11 protein-coding genes and 5 tRNA genes are annotated in these 14,460 nt (G+C 33.3%); all 16 read left to right on the forward strand.

The window, feature by feature from the left end; all coding sequences use genetic code 11:
- The 16 genes from FVF61_RS08165 to rpoC all read left to right on the forward strand — a co-directional run bounded on the left by FVF61_RS08165 (position 1) and on the right by rpoC (position 14,441).
- The gene (locus tag FVF61_RS08165) at positions 1-891 is read left to right on the forward strand and encodes a tyrosine-type recombinase/integrase (protein WP_148455191.1); all 891 of its coding nucleotides are present in this window, start codon (positions 1-3) and stop codon (positions 889-891) included.
- 38 nt (positions 892-929) lie between these two features.
- Positions 930-1,232 carry a ribosome hibernation-promoting factor, HPF/YfiA family gene (hpf, locus tag FVF61_RS08170; RefSeq protein ID WP_148455193.1) on the forward strand — a complete coding sequence of 101 codons (303 nt, stop codon included), beginning with the start codon at positions 930-932 and terminating at the stop codon, positions 1,230-1,232.
- Positions 1,233-1,332: 100 nt separating this feature from the next.
- Positions 1,333-1,406 (forward strand) — tRNA-Thr (locus tag FVF61_RS08175).
- An 80-nt stretch (positions 1,407-1,486) separates the two neighbouring features.
- A tRNA-Tyr gene (locus FVF61_RS08180) sits at positions 1,487-1,568 on the forward strand.
- A gap of 28 nt (positions 1,569-1,596) precedes the next feature.
- Positions 1,597-1,669 (forward strand) — tRNA-Gly (locus tag FVF61_RS08185).
- 9 nt (positions 1,670-1,678) lie between these two features.
- A tRNA-Thr gene (locus FVF61_RS08190) sits at positions 1,679-1,750 on the forward strand.
- A gap of 69 nt (positions 1,751-1,819) precedes the next feature.
- Positions 1,820-3,007 carry an elongation factor Tu gene (gene tuf, locus FVF61_RS08195; protein ID WP_148455195.1) on the forward strand — a complete coding sequence of 396 codons (1,188 nt, stop codon included), beginning with the start codon at positions 1,820-1,822 and terminating at the stop codon, positions 3,005-3,007.
- Between the two features lie 62 nt (positions 3,008-3,069).
- Positions 3,070-3,142 (forward strand) — tRNA-Trp (locus tag FVF61_RS08200).
- Between the two features lie 16 nt (positions 3,143-3,158).
- On the forward strand, positions 3,159-3,356 hold the full coding sequence (secE, locus tag FVF61_RS08205; protein ID WP_148455197.1) for a preprotein translocase subunit SecE: 198 nt from the start codon (positions 3,159-3,161) through the stop codon (positions 3,354-3,356).
- Positions 3,357-3,367: 11 nt separating this feature from the next.
- A complete protein-coding gene (gene nusG / locus FVF61_RS08210) occupies positions 3,368-3,922 on the forward strand; it encodes a transcription termination/antitermination protein NusG (RefSeq protein ID WP_148455199.1) in 555 nt (184 codons plus the stop codon).
- A gap of 74 nt (positions 3,923-3,996) precedes the next feature.
- Positions 3,997-4,437 carry a 50S ribosomal protein L11 gene (gene rplK / locus FVF61_RS08215; RefSeq protein ID WP_148455201.1) on the forward strand — a complete coding sequence of 147 codons (441 nt, stop codon included), beginning with the start codon at positions 3,997-3,999 and terminating at the stop codon, positions 4,435-4,437.
- 17 nt (positions 4,438-4,454) lie between these two features.
- Complete coding sequence (rplA, locus tag FVF61_RS08220; protein WP_148455203.1) at positions 4,455-5,144, forward strand: 50S ribosomal protein L1; 690 nt, start codon at positions 4,455-4,457, stop codon at positions 5,142-5,144.
- Positions 5,145-5,163: 19 nt separating this feature from the next.
- Entirely contained in the window at positions 5,164-5,685 is a 522-nt protein-coding gene (rplJ, locus tag FVF61_RS08225) for a 50S ribosomal protein L10 (RefSeq protein ID WP_148455205.1), read from the forward strand.
- A 61-nt stretch (positions 5,686-5,746) separates the two neighbouring features.
- Positions 5,747-6,121 (forward strand): 50S ribosomal protein L7/L12, encoded by a 375-nt coding sequence (rplL, locus tag FVF61_RS08230; RefSeq protein ID WP_109682582.1) that lies wholly within the window; start codon positions 5,747-5,749, stop codon positions 6,119-6,121.
- Between the two features lie 124 nt (positions 6,122-6,245).
- The gene (gene rpoB, locus FVF61_RS08235; RefSeq protein ID WP_148455360.1) at positions 6,246-10,058 is read left to right on the forward strand and encodes a DNA-directed RNA polymerase subunit beta; all 3,813 of its coding nucleotides are present in this window, start codon (positions 6,246-6,248) and stop codon (positions 10,056-10,058) included.
- An 81-nt stretch (positions 10,059-10,139) separates the two neighbouring features.
- Positions 10,140-14,441, forward strand: coding sequence for a DNA-directed RNA polymerase subunit beta' (gene rpoC / locus FVF61_RS08240; RefSeq protein WP_148455207.1), 4,302 nt, complete (start codon positions 10,140-10,142; stop codon positions 14,439-14,441).
- The last annotated feature ends 19 nt before the right edge of the window (positions 14,442-14,460 follow it).

Genomic DNA, 14,460 nt, shown 5'->3' on the forward strand with positions numbered 1-14,460 from the left:
ATGTCCTATAATTCATTTATAGATTATTTATTACTTGAGAAAAAATACTCAAAATTAACTATAAATGCGTATCAAAAAGATTTAAACGAATTTTTAGATTTTATAAAAATAGAATTTGAATCAGATTCAATAGATACAATTAATTATTCACAAATAAGAAGTTGGATTGTGAGTTTGGTCGAAAAAGATATTTCCAACAGAAGTATAAATAGGAAAATTTCATCTTTAAATTCTTATTATAAGTTTTTATTGAAAATAGAAGCTATCCAAACAAATCCATTGTCTAAACATAAAGCTTTAAAAACTAGCAAAAAAATTCAAGTACCTTTTTCTGAAACAGAAATAGCAACAGTATTAGACCAGCTGCATTTTGAAGATAGTTTTGAAGGAATAAGAAATAAACTCATAATAGAATTATTCTATTCAACCGGAATTCGTAGAATTGAATTAGTAGAACTTAAATTAAAAGATGTTGATTATTCTAATAAAACGTTAAAAGTGTTAGGTAAAAGAAATAAGGAAAGAATTATTCCGTTATTAGATTCAGTAATCCAAACTTTATTAACTTATTTAGAGTCAAGAATTAAACTAATTAATATAAAGGATAAAGACTATCTTTTTTTAACAAAAAAAGGAGTTAAAATTTATGAAACACTTGTTTACCGAATAATTAATGAGTATTTTAGTTTAGCATCAAGTAAGGTAAAAAAGAGTCCGCATATTTTAAGACATTCATTCGCAACTCATTTACTTAACCAAGGTGCAGATTTAAATGCTGTTAAAGAACTTCTAGGACATTCAAGTTTAGCTGCTACTCAAGTATATACACATAATAGTATAGCAGAATTAAAAAAAGTGTATCTAAATACGCATCCAAGAAGTAAAAAATAATTTATTTAAACTATTGTCTAACCAAAAACAAAAGAAGTATGAAAGTAAACACGCAATCCGTCAATTTTAATGCAGACAAAAAATTGATAGACTTTATTCAAAAGCGTATGGATAAGTTAGATTTATTTTATGACAAAGTAATAAGTTCAGACGTTTTTTTAAAAGTAGAAAATACAAGCGATAAAGAAAATAAAATTTTCGAAGCACGAGTAAGTGTGCCTGGAGATAGTTTTGTTGTAAAAAAACAATGTAAAACATTTGAAGAAGGAACAGATATGGCAATTGCGTCCTTAGAAAGACAACTTAAAAAACGAAAAGAAAAATTAAGAGCACATTTATAATAAAATTTTTCAAAAAATGTTTTGAATACGAAAATAAATATTTACATTTGCAGTCCGTTAGAAATAGCGGGCTTTTTTTTATATAAAAAAGAGTTTAAAAGCCGATGTAGCTCAGCTGGCTAGAGCAGCTGATTTGTAATCAGCAGGTCGTGGGTTCGAGTCCCTCCATCGGCTCTAAAACATCAAAATTACTATATAGACTGCAAGGTTTGGTAAAATTGATAACGTTCTTTTAAAGAGTGAAAATTTTAATTGGGGAGATACTCAAGCGGCCAACGAGGGCAGACTGTAAATCTGCTGACTACGTCTTCGCAGGTTCGAATCCTGCTCTCCCCACTTTTAAAATTTAGGATATTAAATTATTGCGAGAGTAGCTCAGTTGGTAGAGCGTCAGCCTTCCAAGCTGAATGTCGCCGGTTCGAACCCGGTCTCTCGCTCTTTTTTAAGCCGGTGTAGCTCAGGGGTAGAGCGTTTCCTTGGTAAGGAAGAGGTCACGGGTTCAATTCCCGTCATTGGCTCTATATAAAGAATTTTTTAAATTAGAATACACTAATATTATTATATAACTAAGATTAAATTATTAAAACATGGCAAAGGCAACTTTCGATCGTTCAAAACCACACTTAAACATTGGTACAATTGGACACGTAGATCACGGTAAAACAACTTTAACTGCTGCTATTACTAAAGTATTAGCTGATGCAGGTTTCTCAGAAGCAAGATCATTTGATCAAATTGATAATGCACCAGAAGAAAAAGAAAGAGGTATTACAATTAATACTTCACACGTAGAATATGCAACTGCAAAACGTCACTATGCTCACGTTGACTGTCCAGGTCACGCGGATTACGTAAAGAACATGGTAACTGGAGCTGCTCAAATGGATGGTGCTATCTTAGTAGTTGCTGCTACTGATGGTCCAATGCCACAAACTAGAGAGCATATCTTATTAGGTCGTCAAGTAGGTATTCCTCGTATCGTTGTATTCATGAATAAAGTGGATATGGTTGATGATGAAGAGTTAATCGAATTAGTAGATATGGAAGTTAGAGATCTATTATCTTTCTATGAGTATGATGGAGATAATGGACCTGTAATTGCTGGTTCTGCATTAGGAGCTTTAAATGGTGAGCAAAAATGGGTAGATACAGTTTTAGAATTAATGGAAGCTGTTGATAACTGGATTGAAGAGCCTTTAAGAGAAGTTGATAAGCCTTTCTTAATGCCTATCGAAGACGTATTCTCTATTACTGGTCGTGGTACTGTAGCAACTGGTCGTATTGAAACTGGTATTGCTAATACAGGAGATCCTGTTGAAATTATTGGTATGGGAGCTGAGAAATTAACTTCTACAATTACAGGAATTGAAATGTTCCGTCAAATCCTTGATAGAGGTGAGGCTGGAGATAATGCAGGTATCTTATTAAGAGGTATTGAGAAAACTCAAATTTCTAGAGGAATGGTAATTTGTAAACCAGGTTCTGTAACACCTCATGCTAAATTTAAAGCTGAGGTTTATATCCTTAAAAAAGAAGAAGGTGGACGTCACACTCCATTCCATAATAACTACCGTCCTCAATTTTACGTTCGTACAACTGACGTAACTGGAAATATTGCACTTCCAGAAGGAGTTGAGATGGTAATGCCTGGAGATAACTTAACAATTCACGTTGAGTTAATTCAACCAATAGCAATGAATGTTGGTCTTCGTTTCGCTATCCGTGAAGGAGGAAGAACAGTTGGTGCTGGTCAGGTTACTGAAATTTTAGACTAATTAAGTTTAATAAATATTAAGTTAAGGTATTCCAGAATTCTGGAATGCCTTGACTTGTATTTACGGGTTTAGCTCAGTTGGTAGAGCACTGGTCTCCAAAACCAGGTGTCGGGAGTTCGAGTCTCTCAACCCGTGCAAATAAAATAATATAATGGCTGGATTTATAAATTATATAAAAGAATCATTTGAAGAATTGAAAAACAATGTGACTTGGCCAACATGGGCTGAAGCACAAAGTTTAACAGTTTTAGTAGCTGTATTCTCTATCATTTTCTCATTAGCAATTTGGGGAGTGGATACAGTTTTTAGTAAAGTGGTAGGGTTCTATTTTAAATTCATTAACGGTTAAAATTAGAATTTATGTCTGAAGGGAATGAAAAAAAATGGTACGTGGTTCGTGCTGTAAGTGGTCAAGAAAACAAAATTAAAACTTATATCGAAACAGAAATAGCTCGATTAGGTTTACAAGATTATGTTGACCAAGTTTTAGTTCCAACTGAAAAAGTAATTCAAATCCGTAACGGTAAGAAAGTAAATAAAGAAAAAGTTTATTTTCCAGGTTACATAATGATTAAAGCAAATTTAACTGGAGAAATACCTCATATTATTAAATCTGTTACAAATGTAATAGGCTTTTTAGGTGAAACAAAAGGCGGAGATCCAGTACCATTAAGACAGTCTGAAGTAAACAGAATGCTAGGTAAAGTAGATGAATTGACTGTAGATACCGACGCAAATGTTGCAATACCATTTAAAGTAGGAGAGACTGTTAAAGTAATCGATGGACCTTTCAATGGATTTGATGGGACAATCGAAAAAATAAATGAAGAAAAGCGTAAACTTGAAGTTATGGTGAAAATTTTCGGAAGAAAAACACCATTAGAATTAAGTTATATGCAAGTTGAAAAAGTATAATAATTGTTACATATATAAAAAGGCAATCTTAAGCTTCTAAATTTAAGAATTGCTAAAAAACTAAATTATTAAAAATGGCAAAAGAGTTAAGTAAAGTAGTTAAACTACAAGTTAGGGGAGGTGCAGCGAATCCGTCGCCACCGGTTGGACCCGCTTTAGGTGCCGCTGGAGTAAATATCATGGAGTTCTGTAAGCAATTTAATGCTAGAACCCAAGATAAACCAGGTAAAGTTTTACCTGTGGTAATTTCTGTTTTCAAAGACAAATCATTTGACTTTGTAATCAAAACACCACCTGCAGCTGTACAATTATTAGAAGCGGCCAAAGTAAAAAAAGGTTCAGGAGAACCACATATTAAGAAAATAGCAAAAGTTTCTTGGGATCAGGTTAGAACCATCGCAGAAGACAAAATGCAAGATTTAAATGCATTTACAATTGATTCTGCTATGAAAATGGTAGCAGGTACTGCTAGATCAATGGGTATAACTGTTAAAGGTGGCGAAGCCCCTAATTAATCTAAAAAATTTTTAAAATGGCAAGATTAACAAGAAAACAAAAAGAAGCTTTAGCTAAAATAGAAAAAGGAAAAATATATTCTATTACTGAAGCATCAGCATTAGTGAAAGAAATTACCAATACTAAATTTGACGCATCTGTTGATTTAGCAGTTCGTTTAGGCGTAGATCCTAGAAAAGCAAATCAAATGGTAAGAGGGGTTGTAACATTACCTCATGGTACTGGTAAAGACGTGAAAGTTTTAGCATTAGTAACACCAGATAAAGAAGCAGAAGCAAAAGAAGCTGGTGCAGATTACGTTGGTTTGGACGAATACCTAGACAAAATCAAAGGTGGTTGGACAGATGTTGACGTGATTGTAACTATGCCGAGTGTTATGGGTAAATTAGGTCCATTAGGACGTGTATTAGGTCCTCGTGGTTTAATGCCTAACCCAAAAACAGGTACAGTTACTATGGATGTAGCTAAAGCTGTAAGCGATGTTAAAGCAGGTAAAATTGACTTTAAAGTTGATAAAACTGGTATCGTTCATGCTTCAATTGGAAAAGCATCTTTTAGTGCTGATAAAATTGTAGATAACGCAAACGAATTATTACAAACATTAATGAAACTTAAACCAACTGCAGCTAAAGGAACTTACGTAAAAAGCATTTATATGTCTTCTACTATGAGTCCAAGTGTAGCTGTTGATCCTAAAATCGGTTAAGTAGTTTAAAACTTTAATTATGACAAGAGAAGAAAAATCACAAGTAATCGAAGAATTAACTGCACAATTAGCTGATAATACAATTATCTATTTAACAGATATTTCTGGATTAGACGCAGCTAATACTTCAAACTTACGTCGTGCTTGTTTTAAAGCAAACGTAAAATTAGCAGTTGTTAAAAATACATTGTTGTCAAAAGCAATGGAAGCATCAGATAAAGAATTTGGAGCACTTCCTGAAACATTAAAAGGAAATACTTCAGTTATGTATTCTGAAACGGGTAATGCTCCAGCAAAAATAATCCAAACATTTCGTAAAAAATCAAACAGACCACTTTTAAAAGGTGCGTTTATTGAAGAAGCGATTTATATTGGAGATGCTCAACTTGACGCTTTAGTTGATATTAAATCTAAGGAAGAAGTTATTGGAGATATTATTGGATTATTACAATCTCCAGCTAAAAATGTTATTTCTGCACTTAAATCAAGTGGTGGAAAACTAGCTGGAATTATGAAAACATTATCCGAAAAAGAAGGATAATAAAAATGTGTACGCACTTAAACAAATTATATTTTATTAAAATTATTAAAACGGTAGAAAAATGGCAGATTTAAAAGATTTCGCAGAACAATTAGTTAACTTAACTGTAAAAGAAGTAAACGAATTAGCAACTATATTAAAAGATGAGTATGGTATTGAGCCTGCAGCTGCTGCTGTAGCTATGGCTGGTCCTGTTGCTGGTGGTGGAGACGCTGCAGAAGAGCAATCAGAATTTGATGTAATGCTTAAAGCGGCTGGTGCTTCTAAATTAGCAGTTGTTAAATTAGTTAAAGAATTAACTGGTTTAGGATTAAAAGAAGCTAAAGAATTAGTTGATGGTGCACCAAGTGCTATCAAAGAAGGAGTTTCTAAAGATGAAGCTGAAGCTTTAAAAGCTTCTTTAGAAGAGGCTGGAGCAGAGGTTGAGCTTAAGTAAGCTTAACAACCAAAATTAACAAAGGTTTAGGTCTGGAGAATACTCTCTAAGACCTAGACCATTTGTCGTATATAGCCAGGAGGCTATAAACAAACATTTTTTTTAATCAAAATTTCGTCCATTGATGTTAGTAACACAAGCTGAAAGATTAAATTTCTCATCTATTATAAATAGAACAGAATACCCAGATTTTATGGATATTCAGATTAAATCCTTCCAGGATTTTTTCCAATTAGAAACTAAATCAGAAGAAAGAGGTACTGAAGGTTTATACAACACCTTCATGGAAAACTTCCCAATAACAGACACTCGTAATCAATTTGTTTTAGAATTTTTAGATTACTTTATTGATCCACCTAGATATACAATTGAAGAATGTATTGAAAGAGGACTTACTTATAGCGTTCCGTTAAAAGCAAGGTTAAAATTGTATTGTACAGACCCTGAACATGAGGACTTCGAGACCATTGTTCAAGATGTGTATTTAGGTACAATTCCTTACATGACGCCAAGTGGTACATTTTGTATCAATGGTGCAGAGCGTGTTGTAGTTTCTCAATTACATCGTTCTCCTGGTGTCTTTTTTGGACAATCATTTCATGCAAATGGTACGAAACTTTATTCGGCTAGAGTAATTCCTTTTAAAGGTTCTTGGATTGAGTTTGCAACAGATATTAATTCTGTAATGTATGCATATATCGATCGTAAGAAAAAATTACCTGTAACTACTTTATTTAGAGCTATTGGTTTTGAACGTGATAAAGACATTCTTGAAATTTTTGATCTTGCTGAAGAAGTAAAAGTTTCTAAAGCTGGATTAAAAAAAGTATTAGGACGAAAACTTGCTGCTCGTGTTCTTAACACTTGGCATGAAGATTTTGTAGATGAAGATACTGGTGAAGTAGTATCTATTGAACGTAACGAAATTATTTTAGATCGTGACACTGTTCTTGATAAAGATAATATTGAAGAAATTCTTGAAACAAGCGTAAAAACTATTCTTTTACACAAAGAAAGTGCGCAACAAGGAGATTACGCAATTATTCACAATACCTTACAAAAAGATCCAACAAACTCTGAAAAAGAAGCTGTAGAACATATCTATAGACAACTTCGTAATGCTGAGCCACCAGATGAGGAAACAGCACGTGGTATAATAGATAAATTATTCTTTAGTGACCAACGTTATTCTTTAGGAGAAGTAGGTCGTTATAGAATGAACAAGAAATTAGGTCTTGATATTGGAATGGATAAGCAAGTGCTTACAAAGGAAGATATCATTACTATTATTAAATATTTAATCGAGCTTATCAACTCTAAAGCAGAGATTGATGATATTGATCACTTATCTAACCGTCGTGTACGTACAGTTGGTGAACAATTATCACAACAATTTGGTGTTGGTCTAGCACGTATGGCTCGTACTATTCGTGAACGTATGAACGTTCGTGATAACGAAGTATTTACTCCAATAGATTTAATTAATGCGAAGACATTATCTTCAGTTATTAATTCATTCTTCGGAACAAATCAACTTTCTCAATTTATGGATCAAACCAATCCACTTGCTGAAATTACGCATAAGCGTCGTTTATCAGCTCTTGGACCTGGAGGTTTATCTCGTGAAAGAGCAGGTTTCGAAGTGCGTGACGTTCATTATACGCACTACGGAAGACTTTGTCCAATTGAAACTCCTGAGGGTCCAAACATTGGTCTTATTTCTTCACTTTCTGTATTTGCTAAAGTAAATTCAATGGGATTCATTGAAACGCCTTATAGAAAAGTAACTGATGGTGTTGTAGATATTAAAGGAGCTCCAATTTATTTAAGTGCTGAAGAAGAAGAAGAACAAATGATAGCTCAAGCAACTGTAAAAGTTGATGATAAAGGAGCAATTCTTCATGATAAGGTAATTGCTAGAATGGAAGGTGACTTCCCTGTTGTTGAACCAACTCAAGTTCATTACACAGATGTAGCACCTAACCAAATCGCTTCAATTTCAGCTTCTTTAATACCTTTCTTAGAGCATGATGATGCGAATAGAGCTTTAATGGGATCGAACATGATGCGTCAAGCTGTCCCTTTATTACGTCCTCAAGCTCCTATTGTAGGAACAGGATTAGAAAGACAAGTTGCATCAGATTCTCGTGTTTTAATTAATGCTGAAGGAAATGGTGTTGTTGAGTATGTAGATGCAAATGAAATTACTATCAAATACGATAGAACAGAAGACGAAGCAAAAGTTAGCTTTGATAGTGATGTTAAAACATACCAATTAGTAAAATTTAGAAAAACTAATCAAGGAACATCTATTAACTTAAAACCTATTGTTGAAAAAGGTGATAAAGTTGTAAAAGGTCAAGTTCTTTGTGAAGGATATGCAACTCAAAAAGGAGAGCTAGCTTTAGGTAGAAATATGAAAGTAGCCTTTATGCCTTGGAAAGGGTATAACTTTGAGGATGCGATTGTTATTTCTGAAGAAGTAGTTAGAAATGATGTTTTCACTTCTATTCATATAGATGAGTATTCACTTGAGGTTAGAGATACTAAATTAGGTAACGAGGAGTTAACTAACGATATTCCTAACGTTTCAGAAGAAGCTACTAAAGACCTTGATGAAAACGGAATGATTCGCGTTGGTGCCGAAGTAAAACCTGGAGATATCTTAATTGGAAAAATTACGCCTAAAGGAGAAAGTGATCCAACACCTGAAGAAAAATTATTACGTGCTATTTTTGGTGATAAAGCTGGAGACGTAAAAGATGCATCTTTAAAAGCCTCACCTTCATTAAATGGAGTAGTAATTGATAAAAAACTTTTTGCTCGTGCAGTTAAAGATAAGCGTAAACGTGCAAAAGATAAAGAAGATATTGCACAATTAGAAGGTATTTACGACAAGAAATTTGACGATTTAAAAGATATTTTAGTTGAAAAACTATTTGCTATTATTAATGGTAAAACTGCGCAAGGTGTCTTTAATGATTTAGGTGAAGAAGTATTACCAAAAGGTAAAAAATATACACTTAAAATGTTAAATGCTGTTGATGATTATACGCACTTAACTAGTGGTACTTGGACAACAGATGATTATACAAACAAACTTGTTGCAGATTTAATTCATAATTACAAGATTAAAGAAAACGACTTACAAGGTTCTTTACGTCGTGAGAAGTTTACAATTTCTGTAGGAGATGAATTACCAGCAGGGATTATCAAATTAGCTAAGGTTTACATTGCTAAAAAACGTAAACTAAAAGTTGGTGATAAAATGGCAGGACGTCACGGTAATAAAGGTATTGTTGCTCGTATCGTTCGTCAAGAAGATATGCCTTTCTTAGAAGATGGAACACCTGTTGATATTGTATTAAATCCACTTGGTGTACCTTCTCGTATGAATATTGGTCAGATTTATGAAACTGTTTTAGGATGGGCTGGGCAAAAATTAGGACGTACGTATGCAACTCCAATTTTTGATGGTGCAACACTAGATCAAATTAACGGATTTACAGATGAAGCTGGAATTCCAAGATTTGGACATACTTATCTTTATGATGGTGGTACTGGAGATCGTTTTGACCAACCAGCAACTGTTGGAGTTATCTATATGTTAAAATTAGGACATATGGTTGACGATAAAATGCATGCTCGTTCAATTGGACCATACTCATTAATTACACAACAACCTCTTGGTGGAAAAGCACAATTTGGAGGTCAACGTTTTGGAGAGATGGAAGTTTGGGCTCTTGAAGCGTATGGAGCATCTGCAACATTAAGAGAAATATTGACCGTTAAATCTGATGATGTTATTGGTAGAGCTAAAACTTACGAAAGTATTGTAAAAGGCGAGCCAATGCCAGAACCTGGATTACCAGAATCTTTCAACGTACTTATGCACGAATTGAAAGGGTTAGGACTAGACATTAGATTAGAAGAATAAAAAAATAGTATACAGTCATAGTATTCAGTTAATAATATCACAAAACTGAATGCTGAGACTGAGACTAAATACTAAAAGAAAATGGCAAGAAAACAAGATAAGAATACAGTACAGAGATTTAATAAAATCTCCATTGGTTTAGCATCACCAGAATCTATTTTAGCAGAATCTAGAGGTGAAGTTTTAAAGCCAGAAACTATCAATTATCGAACTCATAAACCAGAACGTGATGGTTTATTCTGTGAGCGTATTTTTGGTCCTGTAAAGGATTACGAATGTGCTTGTGGTAAATATAAAAGAATTCGTTACAAAGGTATTATTTGCGACCGTTGTGGAGTAGAAGTAACAGAAAAGAAAGTACGTAGAGATAGAGTAGGACACATTAATTTAGTTGTTCCTGTAGCTCATATTTGGTATTTCCGTTCGTTACCAAACAAAATTGGTTACCTTTTAGGATTACCTTCTAAGAAATTAGATATGATTATTTACTACGAACGTTATGTAGTAATTCAGCCAGGTATTGCAAATAATGCAGAAGGTGAACCAGTTCAAAAAATGGATTTCTTAACTGAAGAAGAATATTTAAATATTCTAGAAACACTTCCTAAAGAAAATCTATATTTAGAAGATTCTGACCCTAATAAGTTTATAGCTAAAATGGGAGCTGAATGTTTAATTGATTTATTAGCTAGAATTGATTTAGATGCTTTGTCTTTTGAATTACGTCATAAAGCAAACACAGAAACGTCTAAACAACGTAAAACTGAAGCTCTAAAACGCTTACAAGTTGTAGAATCTTTACGTGAGTCTAATGAGAATAGAGAAAATCGTCCTGAATGGATGATTATGAAAGTTATTCCAATTATTCCACCAGAATTACGTCCATTAGTACCACTAGATGGAGGACGTTTTGCAACGTCAGATTTAAACGATCTTTATCGTCGTGTTATTATCCGTAATAACCGTCTTAAAAGATTAGTTGAAATTAAAGCACCAGAAGTAATTTTACGTAATGAAAAACGTATGTTACAAGAGTCTGTAGATTCGTTATTCGATAACACTCGTAAGTCTTCTGCTGTAAAAACAGATTCTAACAGACCTTTAAAATCTTTATCAGATTCATTAAAAGGGAAGCAAGGACGTTTCCGTCAAAACTTACTTGGTAAACGTGTTGATTATTCAGCTCGTTCGGTAATTGTTGTTGGGCCAGAATTAAAATTATTCGAATGTGGATTGCCAAAAAATATGGCTGCTGAACTATACAAACCTTTCGTAATTAGAAAATTAATTGAAAGAGGTATTGTAAAAACAGTAAAATCTGCTAAGAAAATTATAGATAGAAGAGAACCTGTTGTTTGGGATATTTTAGAGAATGTTTTAAAAGGGCATCCAGTTCTTTTAAATCGTGCTCCTACATTGCACAGACTAGGTATTCAAGCTTTTCAACCTAAATTAATTGAAGGAAAAGCAATTCAGTTACATCCACTTGTAACAACTGCCTTTAATGCTGATTTTGATGGTGACCAAATGGCTGTACATTTACCTTTAGGACCAGAAGCTATTTTAGAGTCGCAATTATTAATGTTAGCGTCTCATAATATTTTAAATCCAGCAAATGGTTCTCCAGTAGCTGTACCTTCTCAAGATATGGTACTTGGCTTATATTATATGACTAAGGAACGTAAATCTACTAAAGATGTAAAAATAACAGGTGAAGGATTAACTTTCTATTCACCAGAAGAGGTTGTTATAGCTTATAATGAAAAAAGAGTTGAATTAAATGCTTCAATTAAAGTTAGAACTTATGATTTTAATGAAGCAGGAGAATTAACACTACAAATAATACCTACAACTGTTGGACGTGTTTTATTTAATCAAAACGTTCCTCATGCTGCTGGATATATAAATGAAGTACTTACTAAAAAATCATTAAGAAATATTATTGGAGATATTTTAAAAGTAACATCTGTTCCAGAAACGGCTGAGTTTCTTGATGAAATAAAAAGTTTAGGATATAACTTCGCTTTTAAAGGAGGTTTATCATTCAGTTTAGGAGATATTATTATTCCACCAGAAAAACAAAGTATGATTGACAAAGCTAATGGCTTAGTTGATGGTATTATGGGTAATTATAACATGGGTCTTATTACTAATAACGAACGTTATAACCAAGTTATTGATATCTGGACTTCAACCAATGCTGAGTTAACTGAGTTATCAATGAAACGTATTCGTGAAGACCAACAAGGATTCAACTCTGTGTATATGATGCTTGATTCTGGAGCTCGTGGATCTAAAGAGCAGATTCGTCAGCTTACAGGTATGCGTGGATTAATGGCGAAACCTAAAAAATCTAATGCAGGTGGAGGAGAAATTATTGAAAATCCAATTCTTTCAAACTTTAAAGAAGGTCTATCCATTTTAGAATACTTTATCTCAACGCATGGTGCTCGTAAAGGTCTTGCCGATACAGCTCTTAAAACGGCAGATGCTGGTTACTTAACTCGTCGTTTAGTAGATGTTTCTCAAGATGTTATTGTTAATAGCGAAGATTGTGGAACTTTAAGAGGTGTTGAAGTAACTCCATTAAAGAAAAATGATGAAGTAGTAGAATCTTTACAAGATAGAATAGTTGGTAGAATTTCTTTAAATGATGTTTATGATCCTTTAAGTGATGATTTATTTGTTGCTTCAGGAGAATTAATTGATGAAAATGTTGCTAAAGCAATAGAGAATTCACCTTTAGAAGCTGTTGAAGTTCGTTCTCCATTAACTTGTGAAGCAAAACAAGGAATTTGTGCTAAATGTTACGGACGTAACTTAGCAACAAATAAAATGGTTCAACGTGGCGAAGCAGTAGGAGTTGTGGCAGCACAATCTATTGGTGAACCAGGTACACAGTTAACATTACGTACATTCCACGTAGGTGGTATTGCAGGAAACATTTCAGAAGAAAATAAATTAGCTGTTAAGTTTGATGGTATTGCTGAGATAGATGATCTTAAAACAGTTAAAGGAGAAGATGGTGAAGGAAATCCAATTAACATTGTAATTTCTCGAACTTCTGAACTTAAACTTATAGATAAGAAAACAGGAATTACGCTAAGTACTAATAATATTCCTTATGGTTCTACTGTTTTTGTTAAAAATGGAGATACTCTTAAAAAAGGAGACGTTGTATGTTCTTGGGATCCATATAATGGTGTTATTATTTCAGAATTTGCTGGAAAAGTTAGTTACGAAAATATTGAACAAGGTATTACTTATCAAGTTGAAATAGATGAGCAAACTGGTTTCCAAGAAAAAGTAATTTCTGAATCTAGAAATAAAAAGTTAATTCCAACCCTTCATATTGAAGATTCTAAAGGAGAAACAATACGTTCTTACAACTTACCAGTTGGAGCTCACTTAATGATTGACGATGGAGATAAAATTAAAGTTGGAAAAGTTTTAGTTAAAATTCCACGTAAGTCAGCTAAGTCTGGAGATATTACAGGAGGTTTACCTCGTGTAACCGAGTTATTTGAAGCTCGTAACCCTTCCAATCCAGCTGTAGTTAGTGCTATTGATGGTGTTATTTCATTCGGTAAGATTAAAAGAGGAAATAGAGAGATTATTGTAGAATCTAAGTTAGGAGAAATTAAGAAATACCTAGTTAAATTATCAAATCAAATTCTAGTTCAAGAAAATGATTTTATTAAAGCAGGTATGCCATTATCTGATGGCTCTATAACTCCAAATGATATTTTAGATATTAAAGGGCCTTCTGCAGTACAACAATACTTAGTAAATGAAGTACAAGAAGTATACCGTTTACAAGGTGTGAAAATTAATGATAAACACTTTGAAGTTGTTGTAAGACAAATGATGCGTAAAGTTAGAATTATTGATTCTGGCGATACAACGTTCTTAGAAGATCAATTAGTTCATAAATCTGACTTTATTGAAGAAAACGATGAAGTATTTGGAATGAAAGTAATTGAAGATGCAGGAGAATCTGCAACTTTTAAAGCAGGACAGATAGTTACACCTCGTGAATTACGAGATGAGAATTCGATTCTTCGTAGAGAAGATAAGAAACTTGTTGTTGCAAGAGATGCACAACCAGCTACAGCAACTCCAATTTTACAAGGTATTACTAGAGCTTCATTACAAACTAAATCGTTTATTTCTGCAGCATCGTTCCAAGAAACAACTAAAGTTCTTAACGAAGCAGCTGTAAATGGTAAAGTTGATGATTTAGAAGGACTAAAAGAAAATGTTATTGTAGGTCATAGAATTCCAGCTGGAACTGGTATGAGAACTTATGAGAATATTATAGTTGGTTCTAAAGAAGAATTCGATGAAATGATGCAAGCAAAACAAGAAGTTAATTATAACTAATTTTGACTGTTTCATTCAA

This window comes from Xanthomarina maritima (genome assembly GCF_008084905.1).
In the GTDB taxonomy this organism is placed as follows: Bacteria; Bacteroidota; Bacteroidia; order Flavobacteriales; family Flavobacteriaceae; genus Xanthomarina; species Xanthomarina maritima.

Coding starts and splice junctions, on each gene's coding strand:
- hpf (WP_148455193.1), top strand. CDS start 930: ATGAAAGTAAACACGCAATCCGTCAATTTTAATGCAGACAAAAAATTG.
- tuf (WP_148455195.1), top strand. CDS start 1,820: ATGGCAAAGGCAACTTTCGATCGTTCAAAACCACACTTAAACATTGGT.
- rpoB (WP_148455360.1), top strand. CDS start 6,246: ATGTTAGTAACACAAGCTGAAAGATTAAATTTCTCATCTATTATAAAT.
- secE (WP_148455197.1), top strand. CDS start 3,159: ATGGCTGGATTTATAAATTATATAAAAGAATCATTTGAAGAATTGAAA.
- nusG (WP_148455199.1), top strand. CDS start 3,368: ATGTCTGAAGGGAATGAAAAAAAATGGTACGTGGTTCGTGCTGTAAGT.
- rplK (WP_148455201.1), top strand. CDS start 3,997: ATGGCAAAAGAGTTAAGTAAAGTAGTTAAACTACAAGTTAGGGGAGGT.
- FVF61_RS08165 (WP_148455191.1), top strand. CDS start 1: ATGTCCTATAATTCATTTATAGATTATTTATTACTTGAGAAAAAATAC.
- rpoC (WP_148455207.1), top strand. CDS start 10,140: ATGGCAAGAAAACAAGATAAGAATACAGTACAGAGATTTAATAAAATC.
- rplL (WP_109682582.1), top strand. CDS start 5,747: ATGGCAGATTTAAAAGATTTCGCAGAACAATTAGTTAACTTAACTGTA.
- rplA (WP_148455203.1), top strand. CDS start 4,455: ATGGCAAGATTAACAAGAAAACAAAAAGAAGCTTTAGCTAAAATAGAA.
- rplJ (WP_148455205.1), top strand. CDS start 5,164: ATGACAAGAGAAGAAAAATCACAAGTAATCGAAGAATTAACTGCACAA.